Here is a 26,110-nt window from a genome sequence, read left to right as displayed (position 1 = left end):
TCGCGCCTGAGCACGCAGGTGAGCCGCCGTTTCGGATAAAGGAATTGTACGATATCCGTTGAAATCGCCTTCTAGTCGCGGATTTTTGCGCGGAAACTGGGCAGCTTGTAACTTTCTTGCACTCACCGCAATTGGCACGCTTCGTGCTTTATGGCTTGCAGGCGGGTGTCGCCCGCATGTTCAGCCGGAGGCGGATTCAAATGAAAAAAATCGAAGCGATCATCAAGCCCTTCAAGCTCGACGAAGTGAAGGAGGCCCTCCAGGAGGCCGGATTGCAAGGCATCACAGTTACCGAGGCAAAGGGCTTCGGACGGCAGAAGGGCCACACCGAGCTTTATCGCGGCGCCGAATATGTCGTCGACTTCCTTCCGAAGGTGAAGATCGAACTGGTGCTCGGCGACGATTCCGTCGATGCCGCCATCGAAGCGATCCGCAAGGCAGCCCAGACCGGCCGCATCGGCGACGGCAAGATCTTCGTCTCCAATGTCGAGGAAGTGGTGCGCATCCGCACCGGCGAAACCGGCATCGACGCGATCTGATCGAGAAATTTCAATCAACGTCATCACACAGGAAGCATGACATGACGACAGCCAATGACATCCTCAAGCAGATCAAGGACAACGACGTGAAATTCGTCGATCTGCGCTTCACCGATCCCCGCGGCAAGCTGCAGCATGTCACCATGGACGTTGCCGAGGTCGATGAGGACATGTTCTCCGACGGCGTCATGTTCGACGGTTCGTCCATCGCCGGCTGGAAGGCTATCAACGAATCCGACATGGTGCTGATGCCCGACACCGAAACGGTTCACATGGACCCGTTCTTCGCGCAGTCGACCATGGTCATCCTGTGCGATATTCTCGATCCGGTCTCCGGCGAACCCTACAATCGCGATCCGCGCGGCATCGCCCGCAAGGCCGAGGCCTATATGAAGGCTGAAGGCATCGGCGACACCATTTTCGTTGGCCCGGAAGCGGAGTTCTTCATCTTCGACGACGTCAAGTTCAGGGCCGATCCTTACAACACCGGCTTCAAGCTCGATTCGAACGAACTGCCTTCCAACGACGACACCGACTATGAGACCGGCAATCTCGGCCACCGTCCGCGCGTCAAGGGTGGTTATTTCCCGGTGCCGCCGATCGATTCCTGCCAGGACATGCGTTCGGAAATGCTGACCGTGCTCACCGAAATGGGCGTGCGCGTGGAAAAGCATCACCATGAGGTGGCGCCTGCCCAGCACGAGCTCGGCGTGAAGTTCGACGCGCTGGTGCGCAATGCCGACAAGATGCTGCTCTACAAATATGTCGTCCACCAGGTCGCCAATGCCTACGGCAAGACGGCCACCTTCATGCCGAAGCCGCTGTTCGGCGATAATGGTTCGGGCATGCATGTGCATATGTCGATCTGGAAGGGCGGCAAGCCGACCTTCGCGGGCAATGAATATGCCGGCCTTTCGGAAAGCTGCCTTTATTTCATCGGCGGCATCATCAAGCACGCCAAGGCGGTCAATGCCTTCACCAATCCGCTGACCAACTCCTACAAGCGTCTGGTGCCGGGCTACGAGGCGCCGGTTCTGCTCGCCTATTCGGCCCGCAACCGCTCTGCCTCCTGCCGTATCCCCTTCGGCTCGTCGCCGAAGTCGAAGCGCGTCGAAATCCGCTTTCCCGATCCGGGCGCCAATCCGTATCTCGCCTTCGCCGCGCTGCTGATGGCCGGCCTCGACGGTATCAAGAACCGAATCCACCCCGGCCAGCCGATGGACAAGGATCTCTACGATCTGCCGCCGAAGGAGCTGAAGCGAATTCCGACTGTTTGCGCTTCGCTGCGCGAGGCCTTGCAGAGCCTCGATAAGGATCGCGGTTTCCTGAAGGCCGGTGGCGTGTTCGATGACGATCAGATCGACAGCTATATCGAACTGAAGATGGCCGAAGTGATGCGCTTCGACATGACGCCGCATCCGGTCGAATTCGACATGTACTATTCTGTGTAATAGCGCACGAACATAAAACGAAAGCCCCCGGTACAAGCCGGGGGTTTTTGCTTATGCAGATGCCGGAAGCGACTAACTTACCTGGCCCACACGCTCCATGAGCGCCATTGCGCCGTGCGGCGCGTGGACCTTACCTTCTGTAATAAAATAGACGAAGACGTCACGCGGCTTGACCGGCGCGCTCGCGGCCGGATCGGCGCGGGGCAGGTCGCTCGGCACCTTGCCTGCCGCCCAGACTTTCGTCCGTGCCGCCCATTCGTCCAGCGCCTGCGGCGTATAGCAGGTGGGGTTGTCGTCATGGCCGGTTTGCAGCCGGGCATAAACGAAATCGCCGGTCACGTCGGCAATCGCCGGATAGGTCGCGTGGTCGGCATAGACGACCGCAACATTGTATTGGCGCAGCAGCGCGACGAATTCCGGCACGACGAAGGAAGGATTGCGCACCTCGACCGCGTGGCGCAGCCTTACGCCGTCCTGGCTTTGCGGCAGCAGGTCAAGAAAGGCGCCGAAATCTTCCGGATCGAATTTCTTGGTGGGCGCGAACTGCCAGAGGATCGGCCCGAGCTTCTCGCCAAGTTCCGAGACGCCCGATTCCAGGAACCGCATCATCGACTCGCCCGCTTCGCCCAGCACGCGGCGGTTTGTGACGAAGCGATTGCCCTTGAGCGAGAAGACGAAGCCTTGTGGCGACTCGTTCGCCCATTTGGCGAAGGTGTTGGGCTTGAATGAGGAGTAGTAGGTGCCGTTCACCTCGATCGTCGGCACCTGCCGGCTAGCGAATTGCAACTGCCTGGCCTTCGCCAGTTTCTCGGGATAGAAGGATGTATCCCATGGCTCGAACGTCCAGCCGCCCATACCGGCGCGGATCTTCCCGATTTCGGCCATGGCACTACTCCGCTGCTTCTGCCTTCCTCTGTCCCGGCCGCCTTTCCAGCAGTTCCTTGAGGAAGTGGCCGGTGTAGGAGCGGGGTTCGTCGGCTATGTCTTCGGGCCGCCCGGCCGCGACCAGCTCGCCGCCACCGTCACCACCCTCCGGGCCCAGATCCAACACCCAGTCGGCGGTCTTGATGACTTCGAGATTGTGCTCGATGACCACCACCGTGTTGCCCTGTTCGACCAGTTCATGCAGCACTTCGAGCAACTTGGCCACGTCGTGGAAATGCAGGCCGGTCGTCGGCTCGTCGAGAATGTAGAGCGTCTTGCCGGTCGCCTTGCGCGACAGTTCCTTGGCGAGCTTGATGCGCTGTGCCTCGCCGCCTGAAAGCGTGTTGGCCTGCTGGCCGATATGGATATAGCCGAGGCCGACCTTGGCCAGAGTCTCCAGCTTGTCGCGCACCGCAGGCACCGCGGCGAAGAATTCGACGCCTTCCTCGACCGTCATCTCCAGCACGTCGGCGATGGATTTGGTCTTGAAGGTGACGTCGAGGGTTTCGCGATTGTAGCGCTTGCCGTGGCAGACGTCGCAGGTGACATAGACATCCGGCAGGAAGTGCATCTCGATCTTGATGACGCCGTCGCCCTGGCAGGCTTCGCAGCGCCCGCCCTTGACGTTGAACGAGAAGCGGCCGGGCTGATAACCACGCGCCTTGGCCTCGGGCAGGCCGGCAAACCAGTCGCGGATCGGCGTGAAGGCGCCAGTGTATGTTGCCGGATTGGAGCGCGGAGTGCGGCCGATCGGCGACTGATCGATGTCGATGACCTTGTCGAGGAATTCCAACCCCTCGATGCGATCGTGCTCGGCCGGATGTTCGCGCGAACCCATGATGCGGCGCGACGCCGCCTTGAACAGCGTCTCGATCAGGAAGGTCGACTTGCCTCCGCCTGAAACGCCGGTGACGCAGGTGAAGGTGCCGAGCGGTATTTCGGCCGTGACATTCTTCAGATTGTTGCCGCGCGCGCCGACAACCTTGATGCTGCGTGCCTTTTTCGGCTGGCGCCGGTCCGACGGCATCGGAATCTCCAGGTCGCCGGTCAGATACTTTCCGGTGATCGAGCGCGGATTGGCCATGATTTCGGCTGGCGTGCCTTCCGCGACGACGTTGCCGCCGTGGATGCCGGCGGCAGGGCCGATATCGACTACATAGTCGGCCGTTAGGATCGCGTCCTCGTCATGCTCGACGACGATGACCGTGTTGCCGAGGTCGCGCAGATGCTTCAGCGTGTCGAGCAGGCGGGTATTGTCGCGCTGATGAAGCCCGATCGACGGTTCGTCGAGCACATAAAGCACGCCGGTCAGGCCGGAGCCGATCTGAGAGGCAAGCCGGATGCGCTGGCTTTCGCCGCCCGAGAGCGTGCCCGAGTTCCGCGCCAGCGTCAGATAATCGAGGCCGACATCGTTGAGAAAACGCAGCCGCTCGCGGATTTCCTTCAGGATGCGAACGGCGATCTCATTCTGCTTATTATTGAGTGTCGCCGGCAGTTCCTCAAACCAGACATTGGCCTTGCGTATCGACATTTCCGACACCTGGCCGATATGTAGGCCGGCGACCTTCACCGCCAGCGTTTCAGGCTTCAGGCGATAGCCGTTGCAGGCAGGGCAGGGGGTCGAGGACATGAAGCGCTCGATCTCCTCGCGCATCCAGGCCGATTCGGTTTCCTTCCAACGCCGCTCGAGATTGGGGATCACGCCTTCGAAGGTCTTGGTGGTCTTGTAGGAGCGCAAGCCGTCGTCATAGGTGAAGGCAATCTGGCGGTCGCCGGTGCCGTAGAGAATCGCTTGCTTGGCTTCGTCGAACAGGTCCTTGAACTTGTCGCTGAGCTTGAAGCCATAGACCTTGCCCAGCGCTTCGAGGGTCTGCGAATAATAAGGCGAGGTCGATTTCGCCCAGGGCGACACGGCGCCGGCCCGCAGCGAAACATTATCGTCCGGAACGACCAGAGTGGCATCGATGGCCCGCTGCGTTCCAAGCCCATCGCAGGCAGGGCAGGCGCCGAACGGATTGTTGAACGAAAACAGTCGCGGCTCGATCTCGGAGATCGTGAAGCCCGAAACCGGACAGGCGAATTTCTCCGAGAACAGAATGCGTTCGTGCGTCTCGTTCTTGGACTTGTTGGCGGATTCCTCGGCGGTCTCGGCCGCGGGCAACGGCCTGTCGGCGAATTCAGCCACGCAAAGCCCGTCAGCAAGCTTCAGCGCCGTCTCGATCGAATCGGCAAGCCGCGTTGCAAGGTCGCCGCGAACCACGATACGGTCGACCACCACGTCGATGTCGTGCTTGTATTTCTTGTCGAGCGCCGGGGCCTCGGCGATCTCGTAGAAAGCGCCGTCGATTTTGACCCGCTGAAAGCCCTTTTTCTGCAATTCGGCGAGTTCCTTGCGGTACTCGCCTTTGCGGCCGCGCACTACCGGCGCCATGATGTAGAGGCGCGTGCCTTCGTCCAGTGCGAGCACCCGATCCACCATCTGGCTGACCGTCTGGCTTTCGATCGGCAGGCCGGTTGCCGGCGAATAAGGAATACCGACGCGCGCGAAAAGCAGGCGCATATAGTCGTAGATTTCCGTCACCGTGCCGACGGTCGAGCGCGGATTGCGCGAGGTCGTCTTCTGTTCGATGGAGATGGCTGGCGACAGTCCGTCGATCTGGTCGACGTCCGGCTTCTGCATCATCTCCAGAAATTGCCGCGCATAGGCCGAAAGGCTTTCCACATAGCGCCGCTGGCCCTCGGCATAGATCGTGTCGAAGGCAAGCGACGACTTGCCGGAACCGGAAAGGCCGGTCATGACGATCAGCGAGTCCCGGGGAAGATCGAGATCGACATTCTTCAAATTGTGTTCGCGCGCGCCGCGAATGGAAAGATACTTCTGGTCGGCCATGCCGGGTCCGTCGCCTCAATTTAAATATCGGATTGGCGGGTTGACCGGCCAAACCCTCATGTAGGTATTTCAATCGCGCTGTCGAGATGCGCCTGATCCTCGCTGTCAGCCGGTTTTGCCGCTTTTACGCCTTCAGGGCAAGCAGAAAGAACAAAGGCCGAACACGTTCCTGACAGTCTGCTGCAAGCGGCAGGGTAAAGCTTATGCTTCGATCACATTTTGCAGCACTGCCGGTGTGCGGGTTGACCTCGCGGGGCAGAGGGCGCAACATTCTCAGGTCATCCGCAGCCGAGCGTCCCTTGGAATGCTCTTCGCCGCCGACGGGCCGTCTGCGAGGCGCCGCAGACAGGCGAATTGACGCTTCGGAAGACGTTGGATCAATCGGCACAGGAGTTGAGGCATGAGTCCACCGGACTGTTCCAAATGGCTCCGCCTTTGCGTGGAGCCGCGGCAGGCGTAGCTACGGGTTTCCCCGTCAGGCATTGGACTTGCCGTTCCCCCTACAATCAGAGACTACTGGTCGGATCGTCGGCTGACTGCCGCGTAGCATCCGAAGGAAAAGCCGGTAAAACACTCCCGGCAGTTGGCAAATAGCCATCAAGGCCTCGCGAGCCAAAAGGCGGCGGGGCCTTTCTCATGTTTCCGGTGGCGGGAATGCGGGGGCTTGAAATCCCAACAGGATGCAACTAGAACAAATCTAGAACAAACAATTTGTGGAAAGAGACCGAATTTGGCGGCGCAAACCGCCTGCGGCGGCCCTGATGGGCTAGGGTCGGCCAACAAATTGTTTCTGTGAATCTGTGCGGAGCGGTGTCATGGCGGGTAGCGTCAACAAAGTCATTCTGGTCGGCAATCTTGGCGCGGATCCGGAAATCCGGCGGCTGAATTCCGGTGATCCGGTCGTCAATCTGCGGATTGCCACCTCGGAAACCTGGCGCGACAAGAATTCGGGCGAACGCCGCGAAAAGACCGAATGGCACCAGGTGGTGATATTCAACGACAACCTTGCAAAGGTCGCCGAGCAATATCTCAAGAAGGGCATGAAGGTTTATATCGAAGGCTCGCTCCAGACCCGTAAATGGGAAAAGGACGGCATCGAGCGCTATACGACCGAGATCGTGCTGCAGAAATTCCGGGGCGAACTGCAGATGCTGGATGCGCGCGGCCAGGGCGGCGAGGGCGGCCAGGTCGGCTATGGCGGTGGTGGGCGCAGCGGATCCGATTTCGGCCAGTCGGGTCCAAATGACGACTATGGGCGCGGCGGCAGGAGCGGCGGCGGTTCCTCGCGCGATCTCGACGACGAAATCCCATTCTGACAGGTGGTCTAGGCCCTATGTAAACACAGTGCATGATACGTTTGGGGATTCAATAGCTTACGCAATAACCAAACTTCGGTAGTTCTTCAATTGCGGAGCATTGTCCATGTGGACGATTGTGCTTGTAAATAAAGCTTGTCAATCGCAGTAAACACAGCCTTTTTCTCTCATCAGATGTGTCAACAAACACCTAGCTGGGGTTCGCTGGAGACTTGCCTTTTCGACGGGCGAGGCGTTGTTGCTGTCTCGATCGTGGCTCCGCCGTTCGCGGCAATGCTGTCGGGCGCCAGCCAACGATCTTCGCGCGGTCTACTGCTGAAGGCGCGGATTATCGTCGAACGACTTGCCATGTTCGGTAATAAGGTTCTGTCGGGGCCACGCGGACCTATCACTATCTATCGACATCGGCGGGCGCTGCCCACTTGCAGCGGCGTTGGTGGCCGAAGGTGGATTCGTTCGGGGCCGAAGGTGGATTTGTTCGGTCCACGCCGCCGTCGACGGCAACAGCTGTGCGGTAGCCGGCACGAAAGGAGGCCAGGCATTCCGACATGCTATCGATGTTTAACCGGGCGTCAGGCCACGGTTGGGCTCGCTGTGGGATTCTCGACAAAACGCTGAAGGAGTCCGCACCGTTGCCGCTCGACGGCACCTGTGATGGTGGCCATTGTTTCCTGTTTGAAGGCCAACAATCGCGAGCTTCAATCCGATCACGTCCTAGTTGACGATCTACCTCAAGGACCCGTGCCACGGAATGGAACGGGTCGGCTCGGCTCGTGCATCGCGATCCGCCATTCCGTGGGCGCGGAGCTTCTGCCCCTCAGCGCTCGGCAGGTCCCCGAGGTAATCGGCGCGGGCCGACCTGTCCATGCTCGCCCGCGACAGATCAAGCCATCATCTGGCATGAAATTGGGCTGGGCCGGTGTGATGGGCATGCGATTTGCAATGTCTGCTGGACGGCGTTGCCTTGACGGATAATAATGCGACTTGTGCTCCTCCCCGATTCGAGTCGGCGGGCCGATTCGGCAGGAAGTTGCCGCAGCGGCACAGGGGCCAAAATCGGTCACCGAGTTATCCACAACTTTCTATCCTTGAACAGACGATTTCTGCTTGCAAGTCAGAAGGATTCGATCCTTGCGGCTATAAGGATTCGTAGCAAAGACGAATCCTGCACCATCCGTAAATTGCTTAAAAAGCAATTAGTTAACAAGTCACCTTTGCTCGAATATGCCGCCGACCAGGCCGCCGGCTGCCTTGGTTGACGAGCCGGTTGGTGCGGGCTCTCCTGACGTGTGCACGTACACGAGAGGGATCGAGCAAATGTCAGATATTCCCAATTCAGGTGAAAGTGGGCGACGGGACTTTGGGATATTGTTCCTAAGGAGGGCCCTCAGAGAAACCAGTAGAACCAGATCCACCGTCATCCCGGAACAAGGTGTCGCGCTATGCGAGGCGTCGCGTCACTGCTTTCCGTGCCCTCGGTTCATTCTGGATGGAGGAAGCAATGCACGGGACCCCGACTAAGCGGCACGAGATAGTCCGCGGGTATCGGGTTAGTATTTTGGTCTCTTCCTCGGGGGAACGGTTTCCGCTGCTGAAGAGCAGAGAGACGAACCTCCCTGACGCGTGGATGACTCGGTATAGTGTCGTAGATCGTCGAGCCAAGCGTAGTGCCGCTAATACGATCGCAAAAGAGGCGAAATCAATCGGGCTCGCTCGGGAGTGGGCGGACGCAAGGCGCATCGATCTTGATGCCCGGCTCGACAGTGTTGAGCTGTTCACGCACGAGGAATCGCTTGACCTCGTCAATTGGCTGCAAGTCGGCCGCGCGACCGATAAGGCAAGACGCGAACGGAAAGTCGTCAACGCAGACACGACGTACAGTCGCGTACGGCATGTCTGTCTTTATTTTGGATGGCGCTCTGAGATCGCCATCCATCGTATCTCGATTGCGTCCGGCCGATACCAAGTTGCGTCGGCGAAGCTCGAAGACTGGAAGCGGATGATTGGTGAACTAGCGCGTCCGGGTGGATCGGGGAAGCCGAAGAAGGGCCTTGTTCCGGAACTCAGAGCGCGATTCCTTGAAGTAATCGATCCAAAATTCGCGGAAAATCCATTCGAAATCTGCCACCGAGATCGGAACTACGCGCTCCTGCTCGCATACTATGAACTAGGGCTCCGGAGGGCGGAAGGGCTCGTCCTGAAGGGAGCCGATCTCTTCCTGGCGGGCAGCAAGCCTCGGCTCTATGTTTACGGACGCCCGGACGACCCGGAAGATCCGCGGCCCGACCAGCCGTCGGTCAAAACCGCCAATCGTGAGCTGGCCGTGGGACCAACGCTGTTGGCAGCGCTCAATACATGGCTGGGCGCTCGGAATGACAAGGCCCGGTATCCGGGGGCGAAGAAGACTCCGTTTGTCTTTGTCTCCGAGAATGGGAGGCCAATGGCTAATCGGACAGTCTACGACCTCTTCGTATTGATTCGAGAGTCGTTTCCAGAATTTCCTCGGGATTTTTCACCCCACACTCTCCGCCATGATTGGAACGACCGTTTCTCGGAGCTGTGCGATGAGGAACGAGCGGCAGAACAGCCGCGTCACAACAGTTCTGACACCCGCCTTACTGAGGCCAGGGAAATGGACCTGAGGAATTATCTCATGGGTTGGAAGAAAAAATCGCAGAGATCAGCAACATATACGGTCAGGAGTACGGAACGCCAAGCGCAAGAAATCAGCCTTCGTTTACAGGGGAAAAGTGTTCATGGCTAAGAAAACTTCACACGCGCTGGCAGGCGTCGAGTTTTTTGCGCCTTCTGGGGCCGCGTCTGATGAGGAGGAGCTAGTAACAACACGTTCTGGTTTGACTGCGAATTTATCAGGAATGGTATGGAGTGTCCCTCATCCTAGCCGCACGTTGTATTTGGATTGGAACGATGTTCCGATTCCGGAGGGTCCCGTGTGGGATGCCTCACAAGCATACTTTCGACACCTGATCCGCAACTTTTCTCAGGGAGAGATTAGCGGGAACTGGACGGCGCTTTACTTCGCTTGGCTAACGTCTTCTCTGCAGGAAGCCGCCAGAAAAAAGGACGACGTTGGGGTTAGCTTCTTAGACGAGATGCGGGATCTCCTGGGCAAAGATCAGGAGTATCGGTTGCACTACGGCCGCAAGTGGTACCTCTGGTGCTGCGATCAGGGATTTGACGGATTCTCGTCTGAAGTGGCGTTTCAGCTCGAAGAACGCGTGCTCGGCGGAAACAGCAAAGGGGATGCGGTTCGATCGGCCGATCCCGAGCAGGGGCCGCTGCTAGACGCCGAGATCGTTGCGCTGAACAATGCGCTTCGCGCCTCCCGCCAAACGGAGATCCTCTCTCTACAGGAGCAGGTGGCGCTGTGGCTCTGCGTAGGCTTGGGGTCCAACTCAGGACCGCTCGCACTGTTGCGCGAGGAAGATTTCAGGCGCATCGCGGAGACCGAGATCGAGGGTACGATCTACGAGCTTGCTGTTCCCCGGCATAAGAAGGGTGACGCCGAACCTCGAACACAATTCAGGGAGCGAAAGCTAAATCCAGAAATCGGTGGGCTTGTTGGGCAACTGATCGAGGAGAACCAGTTAAAATACCCGGACCGCCATGGCGATAGCGATGGACGGCCACTGTTTCGGAGGCGCACGGCGAGAAAAGATCTTCCCCAGCGCGGGCCAGGTTCCGACTACCGCTATCATCATCGGGCCTCGGATTTCACGAACCTGGTTCGATCTTCGGTTGAGACGCTTGGAGTGGCCTCTCCCCGAACAGGTCTTCCTTTGAAAGTGTCGGTAAGGCGGCTACGATATACGTTCGCCACCCGCCTTGTACGCGAAGGCGCTTCACAGCGTGTGGTAGCTCAACTCCTCGACCATAGCGATCTCCAAAACGTTCAGGTCTATTTCGATACCAAGAGCGACATCGTCGAACATCTCGATGCCGCAATGGCTCTGCAACTCGGTCCCCTGTCCCAGGCGTTCTTGGGTACACTCGTCAGGAATGAAGGCGACGCGCTGCGTGGCGACCGCCGCAGCAGTCGCATCTACCACTTCGACAAGAATGCGGATCGATTGGACGCTCTCGGGACCTGCGGATCGTTCTCGTTTTGTGGGCTGACGGCGCCGATCGCCTGCTATACCTGCGTGCGGTTTCAGCCTTGGATGGAAGCTCCTCATGACAAAGCGCTCAGCGCATTGCTCGCAGAACGCCGGCGACGTCACGATGCTGGACAGGACCCGAACATGGTCATGCTTTTCGACATGACAATCTTGGCTATTGCCGACGTGATCACGCGGATCGAGATGGTGCGACGGGGGCGGTTTAATGCCGCCTAGAAAACTCCCGTCCGCCCGCCTTCGCGACGCTCGGGTCAATCTCGCGTCTCTGGTCGAGAGGGCACGACAAAGTTCCGCTTTCGGCGTTGACCTTGATTTCGATGCTTCGTGCTGGGACGTCACAGCTTGGGCAAGCATACGAGCCTCTGATCAAAAACGGAAGGTGGTTCTCTACTTCACCTCCCATGAGAACGGCACCTCGAAGAGCCTGTTGGGCCGTACACCTATGATCGAACCCTTTGGAAGCTTTATCAGGTCGATCGTGCGACTGCGCCATGAAGGAAATCCTAGGCAACCTGAGATACTGACGGTTCTAATCCGCGCTGCTCGATACCTGAACGACGTTGTTGTAGAACGCAATGGTGATCCCTGCCTTCTTCTGAGAACGGATTTCCAGGCAGCGGCAAACGCCTGCAGGGACCGGGAGCAAGAGTCCTCGAGGTATAGAGTAGGACTGTATCTCTCTGAGATAGCTGATTGGTTGAACCGCTATGGAATATCTAAGGCTCGAATCGATTTTCCAAATCCCTTTCCTCGGATTGCATACGACCATACGCGGATAGGAAAGGAGCATGATCGACGGCGAAAGGAGAAGCTGCCGTCACCAGCGGCATATGAGGCTCTGGGGGAAATATCTAATCTCGTGGAAAAGCCTGCAGATGTCGTCCGTATGCGCGCCGTTGACCTGCTCGTTTCGGGTGGATTCCGCGTCAACGAAGCACTGACTATCCCGGAGGACTGCGAAGTAGAAGAGGAGACGTTTGAGAACGGAAAGGCGAAGCTGGATAAGCAGGGAAGACCAGTACGCCGTTACGGAATTCGGTACTGGCCAGAAAAGGGCGGCAAACCGGATGTCAAGTGGATCCCGACCGCTATGGTCGATGTCGTAAAGCGGGCCATCCGTGATCTCAGGCATTACAGTGAGGATGCGCGGCAAGTGGCGCGGTGGCTTGAGAAGCATCCCGGGCGCGCGTTCCTTGCGCCCGAGAATGACCAGGGACCGGATCAGCTGTTTTCCACGCAAGATCTCGCTCGAATGTTCAATCTTGAGCGTCGCGGTGGTGCGGTATGGGCACAGTCGCGGGGGTTATCGGCGTCAGTAGAAATAGATCGGGTATTCTATTTCAGCCGGAGAGATATCGAAGCCGTCATGCTTTCCATGCAACGCTTCCCAAATAAGTACCCACCGCTCAAACTTTCGGAGCATCTGTTCCTTGTGCCCCTAAATCTCTGTCACGAATGCAGGGCTACCAACCCGTGCGTTGTGTGCGTTTTGACCGACCAGCAGATCCACGATTTCTTGGCCGGAAGAAGCTCCAGTAGAGGCGCAACCCGTTCGGTATTCGCCCGCTTCGGATTTACGGAGCTGGATGGCAATCCTATCCGGCTGACGTCGCATATGTTTCGCCACTGGTTGAACACACTCGCTCAACAAGGCGGAATGTCGGAGCACGAGATCGCACGCTGGTTTGGACGCAAGGACGCACGACATAACGCCGAATACGATCACGTGACTGGAATGCAGAAGGCCGAGGAAGTCCGTCGGCTGATGGAAAACGGTCAGATGCGCGGTGGAATGGCGGCGATCCATACCGCGCTGCCCCCGATCGAACGTGAGGCCTTTAGGGAGAAGGTCATAGCCACCGCGCATACAACCAATCTAGGTCTCTGCGTGACCGACTGGAGCCTGGCACCTTGCCCGGATCACGGAAGCTGCGCCCGCTGCGCAGAACACCTTATCATTAAGGGTGATCCGCAGCAGAAGGCAGAGGCCGAAACCATGCTTGAGGAGCAGGAATGGCTATTGGCGAGGGCGATTCTAGAAGCCGAAGAGGAGACGTATGGGGCATCCAACCATGTGGCCCACATTCGCTCTGTCGTGGAAGGGCTGCGCGCTATCGTTGCCGTCCACAATGACCCCGACATCTTGGACAGAACGATCGTTCATTTGAATCCGGCAATGGCGAGTAGGCGTGGTCAACGGAGTCTGGATGAATTGATCGATGCGTAGCGCGCCCCAAAAAATGGGACCACGGCTGAAGACGAAGTCTCGTGTCCGAATTTCCGAAGAGCACGTCACTGAAATATGCGAACTGATTCTGGAATGGCGGGGACCAATCACATGGGACCAGATTGTAAACGAGGCCGCGCGGGTCTATGGCCACAAGTGGACCCGACAGGGGCTCAACAAGTACGCTCAGATCAAGGCGGCCTATCACGACAAGAGAGTCGCCGAAAAAAGCAAGCTTCGTATCCCTCGTGGTGACCTTGCTGCCTTCCATCTTAACGAGCGGGTCGAGAGGCAAGCGATCGAGATAAGGCGGCTCACGGCTCTCATTTCAACCTACGAGGAACTGTTCATCCGCTATCAGTACAATGCGCATTGCCGCGGCATCTCTCCTGCCGAACTTGAAACGGCTCTGCCGCCAATTGAAAGGCGACCGCCTGCGTGAGATGGTGGCCGGGATGAGCGATGGCGCGGCCTGCTCATCGCAGACCGACAATGCGGCAGCGACTTGATCTCTTGGATTTCTGCAGGAGCCTGCTTGCGTCAATCAGATGTGGTCATCACGGATGCCGTCGGAGCTTTTGCCGCGGGTTATCTCGAGTCTCTTTTGAACTGATATGCGCGATGCCACGAAAGGCGCTGCTCGTGCTCCGTCGTCAACGGGATGGGCTTCCGCCAGCGCAGCTCGGCGCGGGCCGTCTCGCTAAGCAATGACGAGAACTCGGGCCGCCCCCCTTCATCGAAGGTAACCAGGCCGCGGTCGAACGTAGCATCCCAGAGCGCCGAGAGTAACAGGCCGTTGTGCACGTCCAGACGCTCGGCGTCTGTCTCGCAAGCCGCCCACGGGATGATGTGCGAGGCACGCAACAAGGCCGTGTCAGTGATATCCGTTAACGGACAGCAGCCCTGCCAATAGGCCAGCAGACGGTCGCGAAAGATGTCCTGTCCGATACGCTGGACGACGAGGCGCTCGGCCTCGGTGGTCGTGGGCAGATTGCGGGTCGCAGCATGGAAGGCCTCCAGCGGTGCGTCCGGCAGGCTGACGCCCAGGGCATAGACCCGCGGCATGACGGAATAGACCTCGCCCAAGGATTCGAAGAGATAGCGCGCGCGTCCGGGGCCGGACAAATCCGTTGTCGGCAGGCCGAGTTCACCCACGATGCCGGGATGGTCGAGCGCAAGAAACCAAGGTCCGGATGGAGAAGCCGCGGCTAGATGGATCGTGCCTTGGGCGGTTGTAGACCCAAAGCTAGCCCAGCCGTCTCGTTCGCCGAGCGGCCGGCGATAGCCGTTCTGCCAGGCCAGCTTGCGGCATTCCTCTGCAACGACGAAGCTCTGCGGGAGCTCGATCATGTCTCAGACCCGCTTGTGGCCGATGTGGTAGGGCCTGGCACGGTTTCTGCTGCGTCGATTGACGGCACGATCGGCCTGACCGGCAGTGGCCAGGTCGCCTTGGCCAGTTCGAACAGCTGTTTCGCACGTTCCTCAATGTCGTGCTCCGTCCAGCGGTCCCGATCGCAAAGGTTGCGGTTCATAGCGAGCATCGTGTGTACATCCAGATTTGCGCGCTTGCCGCTTTCGGGATCCTTCCCGTCAACCCAGGGGCGGTTCGATTGGTAGGGATTGAACCTCTTCGTGAGCAGCGTGAGATTGCCGATTGTTTGAACCAAGCGATCGCGCTTCTTCACGCTTTCCTCGGCGGACGCCGAGATGCCTGCATGTGGCTCAGCGGAGGTCAAATCGCTCTTGCCATCTGGATGCTCCCTAATTCCATCATTCGGAAGCGGCCAATGCTCACGCCAGCCTTGCGGCATGATGTGCTCTATGGTCAGATTACGCGGGGCGGCCGTCTCCTCCGCGAACCCGGTCCGCAGCGCCTCTTCCATCGTCTCCAGCAGGAACCGCATGCGTGGCCGCGTGAGATTTTCATAAAGCGGGTAGGTGGTCCAGGCAGCCTCGAACTCGGTATCGCTCGGCATCCGGTCGACTTCCGCTTCGCCCTCCAGCAAGGCGGCCCGGACTGCGGCAACAACGTCGTCCGGCTCCGCCGTGACCACCCCGGTCAGCGCGGCGAAGACCGTGCCGTAGCCCCTCGTGCTCAGGCGGCAGACCATGCGCCGGACGAGATAGGACTCGAGATCAATCAGGACGTTCCTAATCACGTCCGGCCGGTGCTCGTGACGGTCGTAAAGCGCCAGGATGAAGGGCCAGGCCGTCACCACGTCCAACGTGTGCAGACGGTAGAAGAAGCGCGCGAGCCGTTCGTCACTCTGCGGCTCGAGGAGGCGCCGATAGATGTCGCCCAGTCGCTTGAACCGGGCGAGCAATTCGAGCGCCGTTCCGGCGGCTGGCGTTCCGGCAAAGTCGAGGTAGGCGTTATAAAGATGACCGGGGCTGACGATCTCGCCCGTAAGCAGCGTAAGCGCGTGTTGGAGGAAGGTTTCGATACGGGCTCGCTGCGCATGACCGCGGCCGATCAATTCCCGCCAGAAAGCTCCGTCGCTGTCAAAGCTCTGCCAGTAGCGTCGGTACGCCTCATCCGCTTCGCTTGGCGGCAGTTTGCTCAGCAGGTCATTCTTCACGAGATCGGCCGAGAGCAACGGCGCTCCTCTGGCGTTTAGCGTCTCGAAGATCGCCTGGGCATCGTCCTTCTCATCAAGGTCGATCACCACGAGCCGGAGCTGGTCGCGGATCGCGCCGTAGAGTCCCTTTACGCGAGACGCGAGATCGGCTTCCTCTGCCGTGAGCCAGGCGTCGATCTCCTTGTGGAAGAACAGATAGGCGTTGGCGATGTTGTGGTTCTTGAGCGGATAGGACGCGCCAGGCTTTCCGAGCGCCTGCAGCAATTCGGCCGGACAGGCTGCATCCATCACATGCTGGTAGTCCTGTTGGTCCGTGCGGGTCGGCCACAGCTTCAATCGTTTTGGCGCGTCGGCGATCAGCGGATCGCCGTTCCTCAGCAGCCCATCGATGGCCTGTGCGTGAGGGGAGTGGCCGCGCGTCAAGGCGACGTCCCGGAATGCCTTCAGAAGCATCTGCAGCGTCGTCAGACGCTGCTGTCCATCGATCACCCGCCGCGTTTCAGTCGCGCCTGAAGGAACCGGGATCGGCTCTTGGACCGAGGCGCCCATGAAGTGCGCGCGGCCCTGCTGTCCGTTCGCCACCATCTCGGCCAGCGGCTGCAGATCATCCCACAGCGGGCGCCACTGGTCCTGTTCATTCCAGACATAGGGCCGCTGGTAGAGCGGCACCGCATAGTGCACCTCGCGGCCAAAGAGCCGCTGAACATTGACCATTCCAACCTGCATTCAATCCCCCATAGACGAACGTCCTACAGCCGCAGGACGAAATCCCTGTCTCCATCACAATCGCGGAATTTTCCCGTATCACTTCGAAATGAATCCCTACAGGTCTCGCCGCATGAGGCGTTCGGAAGCGGGGGGCCCGCGCAAGGATTCGACTAGCCAGGGCTTCTCCCGGAGCCCCTCCGGCGGCGGAGTGGTCGTGGTGACGATGTACTGGAAGGAAGGCGTCTCGGTCGCTTGCTCCAACTCGCGGACGAGGCTGAAGAGCTCGTCGTAGATGATCAGACTAAGGTCCGCTTCGCGCGGGCTATCGTGGATCAGGAATGCCGGAACACGCGTGGCCCCCTCGGCGCTAAGGCACAGGCATGCGAGATCAAACGCGAGCACCTTCAAGGACTCGATTGCGGCTGTCCTGCGGTCGCCATCCAGATCGACGGAGATGTCCAGCCCGGTGCCCGTAAGGACGACAGTTCCCTTTGCCTCCTCAGCCAGCAGGTGTCGAATAATGCCCGCGAACTTTTCCGAGATTTTCGCAAACGTCACCGCCTGCCTGTCTCGGAACGCAGCCAGTTTACCCCGTTCAGCCGTGAGTTTGTCTTCAAGCCTGCGCAGGCTCTTCTTCACGTCCTCTCGCTCAGCCGACAGCTCGGCAAAGCGGTCCACGTCCTCTTGCAGACGCGTCGCTGCTCGCCAGGACGATGACCGCGTGTCGCTGACGGTCTCGATGTTGCGTACCCGCTGCTCGGCCCTTTCCAGCCACTGACGGCCGAGCGCAAGGATCGGTTGGAGGTCCTGGAGGCGGTCGGTCAGCTTGTCGATCGTATCCTGCTGGTCCGTGACAGCCTGACGGGCGGTTTCGAGGCGAGCACGGCACTGAGCCTCATCATGGAGTTTGTGCGATAGCCCGCATTGGGTCGCGAGCACCCGGTCGATAGGAACTTCGCAGATGGGGCAAACCTGACTGGCCGCAGTTCCCACTGCGAACGAAAGACCTGGTACCTCACTGTTGAACAAGGTCAGAACCTGACGCGCGAGCGGCAACTGGGTCTCGATCCGGACCCGTTCCTCGTCGTCTCGCAGGAATCCTTCCCGGGCCTCGCGCAGCAGCCTACGGGCCTCGGCCAGTTCGGCGACATCGCCGGTGGGTAGGCTGGCGGCCGCACTGACCCGTTCGCCGGATGCCTGCTTGAAGACGTCCAGAAGGAGCGGCATGTCAGGCAAAGGATCATCCCCAAGTCCCAACTGATCGACCAGTCGCTTCATCCGTCGACCAATGTCCCAGTCGAGATGGGCAAGGATTCGTTCGGCTTCGACCAGGGCTGCCCGAGCTTTCTCCTCCTCGCGACGTGTCTCTTGTTCTTCCTCGGTGATCGCCATCAGGAAGGCGCGCAGCGCCTCCCGGCGAGGGCCTACCTCCCGTCCGCTGGCAGGCATCGGGGCATCAGAACCCGACGCCGGAGACCGCCAATCAAGGACATCGTCGAAGCGGCATTCCTGGTCCCGCGTCAGCCAAGCCAGGGCTATGGGCCACGCCTTCTGACCAGATTGAAGTCGAGCCAGGCTGGCGACAGCGGGGGTCAGGATGCTCTGCTCGATCGCGTCGACGAGCGGGTCGATGCTTGTCGTAGTGCCATCACCGGCTGCGATCTCATCAAGATTTCCTTCAGGGACGGCCACGTGCCGCCGCCGGAGGCCCAAGGGACGCAGAACCGCCCAGCAGACACCGTCTAGCATCACCTCCGCGCCGACGATCCCGTTCGGGAAGGCGATGGCGATGCGATCGCGCTGGATCTCGTCGGCGAAGCGATGCTCTCCCAGGCAGTATCGGATCAGGCGACAGAAGAGCGTCTTGCCACTGCCGTGGCCGATCGTTCGAGCAGTTCCCGGTCCCCGCTCTTCTTCGAGCCCGTCCGGGGACCACAGGATGTTCAGGCCTGGGCGCAGAGAGATGTCGCGAATTTTCTCTCCTCCCGGGCTCTCCCAAATGACCAGCCGTCTCACCCAGAGACGCGGTTCCTTCGAGCCGGGCGGCACCGCCAGGCTCAGCTTAGGCTGCGTGAACATCTCATGCTGCAGCGGCATCCCTGATCCAACCCCGTATCTCGTCCGGCATGGAGGTGACAGCTGTCTCCAAATCCATCGCGCCTACCGTCTCCAGCACGAATCCTGCACGCCCATCTGGCCATCCGGAGGTGTCGAACGCGTCGAGACCTGAGCCCGGCGCCCACGTGCCGGCTGCCATATCCTCAATGAGACGGCCGTTGCCACGGTGGTTGGCTACAGCGGTCCCCCAGCCCTGATTGGTGCGTGCGGCGAATCCTATGACGTTGCCTGAGCGAGGCTCGGCTTCCCGTCCGATGAGCCGACGCCATTCACGCGCTTCATCGTCGGTCAGCAGCGAGGTCAATAGGTGTGGCTCGAGCATCATCACGGTTGCAAGTCGAACGTCACGGCTTGGTGTCGGTCCATCAATCGCCTTCAGGATGGCTGTGAGAGATGCGCCGGCGTCACTCGCCTGCGGACTAGACCGTTCCCACGCGCGATCCGGCAGGTCAGCAAGGACGGGGCGTTGCATGACAGGAGCTGCTGGTTTTTCGACTGCGTCAGCACCTAGCCTCAGATCAGTGAATGTTGCGTCGGTCTCCATCCGGTCCCACGCTTCGAGGACGAGGCGGCGAGTGCGGTATTCACCGTACTGGCGGATTTCCTTTTCCTTCAGCACGCGGAAGGTCTCGGACGGATAGTCCGGCCCCTTCATGTCGGCGGGGTCGAGGATGTAGCGAAGCTCGTCGCGGCTAAGGCCATAGGCGCGAGCGTAGAAGGCGTCGAGTTCGGCGCGCAGGTACGCCCGGCGGTCCTCGTCCCAGGCGAAGGGCGGGCCATCAAAGGCGAGATCGCGGGCGAAGGGGGCGAGCGAATGCGAGGTGTAGGTAAGTTCCAGAATGCGCGGGACGATGAAGTCGCGGCGCGGCAGCGTGTAGAAGGAGGGGGCGAAGACGGGAAGTTGTCGGATCAGGCTAAGCGTCAAGTGGGTGCCACCAATCAGTTGGCGTGCGCAGAAATCCAATGCCAGAGAGTTCAAGTTTGCCAAGAGGCACGGCACCTGTTCGGATGCAATGCGTGGAAAAACGAGCGTCGCCGTGTGGCTGACAGCCGTCCTCGGTAAGTACGATGCAATTACCGTTCGCTCATTTGTCGCGTTCGTGATTTCTCTAAGAGCAACGAGCCACGAGAATGGCCAGGCCTGAGTCTCAAGGCGCCGTTCCATCTCTTGAAAGGAAACCCAGTATCGAGGCTCTGGCTCGAAAGTAGGCTCGCGTTTCACTTGTTCCGGCGAGAGCGAACTGACGTTTCCACCGCCAGGGTAGGTCACCCACCGATGATCAAATTGGTGAAATGTCTTGGCTTCGAACAGGGGCGTTTGGTCTTCATTGGGCTTCGCAAATCTCAAAATTGGCAAACCAAGCTCGGTGGGGCCGCGGGTGAATCCGGAGTGTTGGTGACCGTTTGAAAATCGACCCGCTTCGATTTCTGAGAGCAAAGAGAAGTGCTCGGCATCTTCTCCCATGTTCCAGAGCCGCGTGTGGAAGTCCACGCTCCAGGGGTTTCTGCCATCTTCGCCTTCTAGGATGAAAATAGACGACTTACGGAACATCTGCGCTGTCAACTCTGCGTCCCAACGGGAGCGGAACACTGGCGCTGTGCGAGTGTTTGGGTTGATTGCGGCGATCTGCTCAGGTGAAAGGGTGAAGTTGCGCTCGGGGTCGCCCAGTTGCGCAGGGTCGGTCAGGAAGAAGGCAAAACGGGCCTCGCCCTCGTTCTGGCCGAGTGTCAGCAGGCAGAATTTCATGCGGCTGTCGACAGCTGGAAACAGTTTCGCGCGGTTCTCGAAATCCACCAGCCGCGCTAGTCGTTTGCTCTCGACCAGTGCGGCGAAGAACGGCGCGGTAGACGCATCGGTCGCGATCCCGGTCGGAACAATCACTCCGGCGCGGCCGTTGGACCCGGCCAAGCCCGAAAACAACTCGGCGAAAAGTGAATAAGTGTTGACCTTGCCGCGTGCGGTCAGGTCGAAGCGCCCGGATTCCCTGGCGAACTCATTGCTGGCGTCGAACTGGCGCTTAGCGACAACGAAATCCCGGAATGCATCGGGGTCGCTCTGCTCCAGCCCTTCGATTGCCTTCTTGCGCGCCGCGCCGGCGAGAACGGCGATTTCCGGCTTGCGGGATGCGAAATACTCCGTCTCCGAAAGCTGCATAACCTCCCATGGCGGATTTCCCACCACCGCATCAAATCCACCGCGTCCGATGACATCCGGGAACTCCAACGGCCAGTGGAAGGCGCGGACGCCGTCGAGCGCGCGTTCGGCCTCCTGGACCAGCAGGCCATACGGCTGCATCCCGCGCAAAAGCTCCCACACCGTGCCGGAGGTCGGCACGGTCTCGGCGCCGCGCCTGGGCAGGCCGTCCGGTCCGGCCGTCTGCGGAACCGTGATCTTCGGCGCGAGAAAGGCTGTGACATAGAGGTCGCAGGCGCGGGCAAGCGCATAGCTCGCAGCACCCTGTCCGGTCAGCGCCGTCAGCCGTGCTGCCTTGGCCTCGATCTCTGCAAGCGTGTTTTCCGGCATGACGCGCAGGGCCGCGAATTCGCGGGTGAGGTCACGCTGGCGATTGAAGCCGAAACCGGAAGCGATCTGGTCGCGCTCGGCCTTCTCGCGCCTGTTCTTGGCCGCATAGTACCTGGCCACGGTTTTGTCGTCGCCCGTCAGCGGCTTGTAGGCGGCATCGGGGATGCCTTCCTCCAGGGCCTTCAGGTCGAAGACGCCGAGCAGCGCGTCGCCGCAGCGGATCTGCGCATCGAAGAAGCCGAGCGGCAGGCCGGGATCCACCGTCTCGATCCACAGCGCCACCTTGGTGAGCTCCACGGCCATCGGGTTGCGGTCCACACCGTGAATGCAGGCGCGCGCCACATCGCGAAGCGCATGGCGGAAGTCGGCGAGCGACGGCGTGCCCTCTGCGCGGATGCGGGCCAGCCGGGTAGCGATGCGCCGCGCGGCGGCCAGCAGAAAATGGCCGGAGCCGCAAGCCGGGTCGATGACGGAGAGTTTCAGCAGCGCCGTGGCGGGATCGTCTGCTTCCGTCTCAGTCCTGTCAAGCACAGGGTCAAGCGCGGTATCGAGCACCGCTTGAACGAGGCTGTCGGGCGTGTAGTAGGATCCGGTGGTTTTGCGCTGGTTGCCCTTCTGCTCGGTGGCCTCGGAGGCGAAGACGAGTTCGCGGCCGTCTTCGGAAAGTTGCGGCTGGAGTTCGAGCAAGGATTCGTAGACGGAGCCAAGCTCCTCGGTCTCCATGGCGCGCCAGTTGACCGGGACCATGCCCAACTTGTCGGAGAGCCAGGAGAGGCGATAAACGGCCTCCATGAAGGCGCGGTTCCTCAGGTGGGCTCCATCGAGGCTGGGCAGTCTGTCGTCGGCGAAAAGCCCACCGAGAGCCGGAAGTGCCAGCCCCGCCTCGCCATGGGCCAGCGCGCGGAAGACGATCTTCATTCCCTCGTAGCGGTCATGATAGCGGTCCCAGCTGGCTGACCGCACACATCGCGCGCGGAGCGCAGCGAGGCTGTAGCCCTCAGCATAGAGCTTTCGCGCGTCCGAGTCGGCCCTTTCGGGATGCAAGAGATTGCGGTCCTCGGCGACCATCAGGAAGATCAGCCGATAGACGAGGCGCAGCAGTTCGTTAAACCACTCGGTGAGCGGCAGCTCGCCGGATTTCAGTCGCGCGGCGAGTCCAGGATTGGCCTCAAGGAATCCGGACCCGAGTACCCGAAGAGCGACCTCGACTTGCGCAGCCAAGCGATCTCGCGCCGCTTCGCCCTCGCGCGAGCCTGCCTCGCGCCACCGTTCGAGCGCGCAGTCGGTCGCCGGGGCACCCGGAGCACTGAAGCGCGAACGGTGGATAATCAACCAGAGCGCGGCGAAGGAGGCTGCATCCTCGTTGGCGAAGATCTGGGCGAGGTCGGCTTCCACATAGGCGGGGCGCGTCAGCGAGGCGTTGTCGCGCATCAGGCGCAGTTGCGCACCGTTTGTGACGAGACCCCAGAGTACTTCGTCGCGGTCGTTGAGGGAATCCTGCAGGGCGAAGGCCGGGGATCGTGACCTGTCGGTCGACAGCGTCGGGCTGCGCCTGTCTAGGGGTTCGTTCGGGGGCACGACAACGACTGGGACTCGGTCTCCGGCGATGAGCGCGATCGCCCCGGACCCGTCCGCGAAATCCGCGAAGCCGAAGGTTTCGTTCAGGAACGCGCGTATGAACCGGCGCGTCGCCTCTGCCGACGGATGCTGCAGCTTGGTGAAGGCGTCGAAATGCGACTGGCCGACACGGAAGGCGAGCGATATCTCCTCCCGGATGGTCAGCCCCTTGCGGATGCCGTAGCTCTCTTCCGTTTGCTCGTCGGCCTCGAAGCCAACGAGCCTGGCGACCATCGCGGGAGCGATGAGGTTGCCCTCTATGGCGAGGGAGGGCCAGGCGGACATGTCTGTAACCTGCTTGCGCGCCATCGATTACGCCTCGCTCGGCACGAGGACGAAGAGGCCGATGACATCGGCCGGCTGAACGCCCTCGACGGTGACGCGCGAGGCTGACCCGGCCGCCGCTCTCAGTCGGGCATGGTCCTCGGCAAGCTCGTCGGCTCGGGCGCGCACGAAATCGGCAAGCGGGCCATCGACCAGCCGTGGCAGGTCCTCTTGGGCGCGCCCGACGAAGCGACCCCTCGCGGAGGTCGCGAGATCGGCGGCGGCGGGCGTATCGAGCAGGATACGCGCCTCCTCGCCGGAGGCGACGACACGGTCGCCGTGCAAGGCGACGAGCGCCGCTTCCTCCGCGAGCAACAGCCGTTCCCTGCGAGCGTGGACGGTCAGCTTGTAGCGGATGCGCAGCAGCGCGATACGGGTGACGCGCTCGACGGCTGGCGTCGGCCATGCGCCGACGCGGCCGATGCCGAGGCCAGGCAGGCTTTCGGGATCGAGCGAGGCTTCGACGAGTGATTCCGCCAGCGTCGCGGTCAAAGGATGCGTTCGGGTGAGAAGCGCGGTTCCGGATGGCGCTGGCTCCGCCAGGGCGAGCCGCACGGACCCGAATATGCCGCGCTGTTCCAGGCGTTCGCGCAGGCTGCCTTCCAGCGCATGCACATGAGCCAGGACCAGGGATTTCCGTGGCTCGAGCGGCACGCCGAAGCGCGCCATAGCGCGCTCCACGAACACGCGCGCAGCCTCCGGAGAGCCTAGGAACCTGGTGGCCTTCTCCCATTCGGGAGCCACTTCCCAAGGCTTCATTGCGTTCTGGGCAAAGCGCGTCCGTGATTTCTTTTCGTTTTCTTCCGCATCGCGCCAGCGCGTCTCCATGACTCTGGTCCCGTCGTCGAGCCGGAGATCAAGCGCAAGCTGCCTCGTAGTTCCACGGCGAAGCATGACTGAAGCCATCAGCGCGTCGGTTACGGGGCCTCGATCTTCCGGCAAGGGAACGGTCACTCCTGTGGCCTCGCGGATCTTCTTTGCCTTATCGAGAACGACTTCGAGGACGGCGCCGTCGATGGCGCTGTCCGGCGAGAACATCATGATCGAGCGGACGAGTTCGGCAGGTTGGCCGAAGCGATCGACCCGGCCTTCCCGCTGTTGGTGTCGGGTAGGATTCCAGGACAGATCGTAATGGACCACGGTATCGAAGAGCTGCTGGAGGTTGATGCCTTCCGAAAGGCAGTCGGTAGCGACCAAGAGCCGCTGTACGTCTTTCTCGTCCTCGGCGACCGCCATGTCCGCTACGCGGTCGCGCCGCTCATCTGGCGTGAGCACACCAGTGACGGACTCGATTCTCAGCTTCGGGAATGCCTTTCGCAGGCCGCCGCGAACGTGCTCGGCGGTGGCCAGATATCGGCAGAAGACGACAGGATTCGCCCCCTTCTTCAATAGCGGCCCCAGGATGTCGATCAGGGAGTCGAGTTTCGGGTCGGAATCCTTCGCCAGCCGTTCGGCATGCCCGACCAGGCCCATAAGAGCCGGATCGGCGTCGAACACAGCGCTCGGCTCTATGTCAACGGCATCCTCATCATCTCCGTCCTCATCATAGATTTGGGGCTCGAGGCGGTCGGCTTCGTTCGACATGCGGTTGCGGAGCGCGCTGAGCGCGGCCGCGGGCGACGAGCCGACGCAGCGCATCAGCGCCAGCGTACCCCAGAAAGCCAGGCGCCGCTCGCGCTGGCCGCCACCGGCACGCGACACGACGCCGAGGCAGTAGTCGAGTACCGCCTCGTGGAAATCCTGATGCGTCTTCGACAGAGCGTAGGGCATCTCGGTGGTTTCGTGCTTGGGAAAGGCGCGCTCCTCGTGCCATTCTCCCGATATGAGGTCGATCCTTCGGCGCTGCACGAAATGCCGGGCCAGGCGCTCGCGATAACGGGCGTCGTCGAAATTCAGAGATCCGAATTCCGGATCGACCAGCGACAGAAGGCGGGCGAAGGCCTCCTCGTCGCCGGAATGCGGCGTGGCGGTGAGCAGGATCAGCCGCCTTTCCGGGGCGCGCGCGAGGCCCTGAAGAAGCTCGAAACGCTGCTGCTTGCCCTTGTGGGTGCCCACGCAGGCATGCGCCTCGTCGACGATGACGAAATCGGGGCAGGCACGTGCGAATCCTTCACGACGCTTTTCGGCCTTGATGTAGTCGAGGCTGACCACCGTATAGGGATAGGCGTCAAAGAGCGTCTGCGCGAGCGGCAGGCCGCGCTCGAGGCGCGCTGCCGATCCGGACGTGACGGCGACAGCATCGATCCCGAAGCGGGATTTCAGTTCGGTTGCCCACTGGTCGACGAGATGCGGCGGGCAGAGGACAGAGAACGCGTCAACCTCGCCGCGGTCCATCAGCTCCCGCAGGATCAAGCCAGCCTCGATCGTCTTACCGATACCGACGTCATCGGCGATGAGCAGGCGCGGCACCTGCAGGCGCAGCGCCATCAGCAGCGGCACGAGCTGGTAGGTCCGGGGTTCGAAGGCGAGTTGCGCTGCAGAGCGGAAGGGGCCTGCTCCGCGCCGCAGGGTCAGCCTGAGCGCATCTGCAAGCAGGGCAGCTTTCGACTGAACCGTCGGTACTGCCCCCGCGGGCAGGTCGAACCGGGCGGTAGCGACTGGGTCCATTTCGAACTGGGGATCGAGCAGGACGGTGTCGGCCTCGCTGCCGGAAAGCGGGCGCAAGGCCAGCACCCCGGCACGCGGCGGGGGCAGGGCGACCCATTCCCGACCACGCGCCCGAACAAGATCCCCGGGAGCAAACGATACGGTCAT

The 26,110-nt window shown here is 60.8% G+C and carries 14 protein-coding genes; 7 read left to right on the top strand and 7 right to left on the bottom strand.

The genetic code is table 11. The annotated features are described in order from the left end of the window. Positions 1–200: 200 nt before the first annotated feature. Together ACLKMW_RS13760 and glnA are read left to right on the top strand one after the other, a co-directional pair. Positions 201–539, top strand: coding sequence for a P-II family nitrogen regulator (locus ACLKMW_RS13760; RefSeq protein ID WP_415725030.1), 339 nt, complete (start codon positions 201–203; stop codon positions 537–539). Between the two features lie 41 nt (positions 540–580). Continuing rightward, a complete protein-coding gene (glnA, locus tag ACLKMW_RS13755; RefSeq protein WP_415725029.1) occupies positions 581–1,990 on the top strand; it encodes a type I glutamate--ammonia ligase in 1,410 nt (469 codons plus the stop codon). Positions 1,991–2,062: 72 nt separating this feature from the next. On the opposite strand, the gene ACLKMW_RS13750 is transcribed toward glnA, so the two are convergent. Both ACLKMW_RS13750 and uvrA read right to left on the bottom strand, forming a co-directional pair. Further along, entirely contained in the window at positions 2,063–2,875 is an 813-nt protein-coding gene (locus ACLKMW_RS13750; RefSeq protein ID WP_415725028.1) for a DUF72 domain-containing protein, read from the bottom strand. A 4-nt stretch (positions 2,876–2,879) separates the two neighbouring features. Then, positions 2,880–5,804: an excinuclease ABC subunit UvrA gene (uvrA, locus tag ACLKMW_RS13745; protein ID WP_415725027.1), complete on the bottom strand. Its 2,925-nt coding sequence runs from the start codon at positions 5,802–5,804 to the stop codon at positions 2,880–2,882. 815 nt (positions 5,805–6,619) lie between these two features. Between uvrA and ssb the strand changes: the two genes are divergently transcribed. The 5 genes from ssb (at position 6,620) to ACLKMW_RS13720 (ending at position 13,928) form a co-directional block, all read left to right on the top strand. After that, on the top strand, positions 6,620–7,120 hold the full coding sequence (ssb, locus tag ACLKMW_RS13740) for a single-stranded DNA-binding protein (protein WP_415725026.1): 501 nt from the start codon (positions 6,620–6,622) through the stop codon (positions 7,118–7,120). A 1,627-nt stretch (positions 7,121–8,747) separates the two neighbouring features. Continuing rightward, entirely contained in the window at positions 8,748–9,884 is a 1,137-nt protein-coding gene (locus ACLKMW_RS13735) for a tyrosine-type recombinase/integrase (protein ID WP_415725025.1), read from the top strand. After that, positions 9,877–11,475 carry a tyrosine-type recombinase/integrase gene (locus tag ACLKMW_RS13730; RefSeq protein WP_415725024.1) on the top strand — a complete coding sequence of 533 codons (1,599 nt, stop codon included), beginning with the start codon at positions 9,877–9,879 and terminating at the stop codon, positions 11,473–11,475. Before ACLKMW_RS13735 ends, ACLKMW_RS13730 begins: the two co-directional genes overlap by 8 nt. Before the next feature lie 643 nt (positions 11,476–12,118). After that, complete coding sequence (locus tag ACLKMW_RS13725) at positions 12,119–13,486, top strand: hypothetical protein (protein ID WP_415725023.1); 1,368 nt, start codon at positions 12,119–12,121, stop codon at positions 13,484–13,486. Next, on the top strand, positions 13,479–13,928 hold the full coding sequence (locus ACLKMW_RS13720; protein ID WP_415725022.1) for a hypothetical protein: 450 nt from the start codon (positions 13,479–13,481) through the stop codon (positions 13,926–13,928). Before ACLKMW_RS13725 ends, ACLKMW_RS13720 begins: the two co-directional genes overlap by 8 nt. Positions 13,929–14,074: 146 nt before the next feature. On the opposite strand, the gene ACLKMW_RS13715 is transcribed toward ACLKMW_RS13720, so the two are convergent. The 5 genes from ACLKMW_RS13715 to ACLKMW_RS13695 form a co-directional block, all read right to left on the bottom strand. Further along, positions 14,075–14,836, bottom strand: coding sequence for an HNH endonuclease (locus tag ACLKMW_RS13715; RefSeq protein WP_415725021.1), 762 nt, complete (start codon positions 14,834–14,836; stop codon positions 14,075–14,077). Next, positions 14,833–16,791: a DUF262 domain-containing protein gene (locus ACLKMW_RS13710; RefSeq protein WP_415725020.1), complete on the bottom strand. Its 1,959-nt coding sequence runs from the start codon at positions 16,789–16,791 to the stop codon at positions 14,833–14,835. Before ACLKMW_RS13710 ends, ACLKMW_RS13715 begins: the two co-directional genes overlap by 4 nt. Positions 16,792–16,887: 96 nt before the next feature. After that, positions 16,888–18,870 carry a chromosome segregation protein SMC gene (locus ACLKMW_RS13705; RefSeq protein ID WP_415725019.1) on the bottom strand — a complete coding sequence of 661 codons (1,983 nt, stop codon included), beginning with the start codon at positions 18,868–18,870 and terminating at the stop codon, positions 16,888–16,890. Further along, positions 18,854–23,341, bottom strand: a complete 4,488-nt coding sequence (locus ACLKMW_RS13700; protein WP_415725018.1) for an Eco57I restriction-modification methylase domain-containing protein — start codon at positions 23,339–23,341, stop codon at positions 18,854–18,856. Before ACLKMW_RS13700 ends, ACLKMW_RS13705 begins: the two co-directional genes overlap by 17 nt. Before the next feature lie 3 nt (positions 23,342–23,344). Next, entirely contained in the window at positions 23,345–26,110 is a 2,766-nt protein-coding gene (locus ACLKMW_RS13695; RefSeq protein WP_415725017.1) for a helicase-related protein, read from the bottom strand.

The organism is Borborobacter xinjiangensis (assembly GCF_047739745.1).
Lineage (GTDB): Bacteria > Pseudomonadota > Alphaproteobacteria > Rhizobiales > Rhizobiaceae > Pseudaminobacter.
The sequence above is the reverse complement of the archived record's forward strand: the minus strand, read 5'-3'. Positions and strand labels throughout refer to the sequence as shown.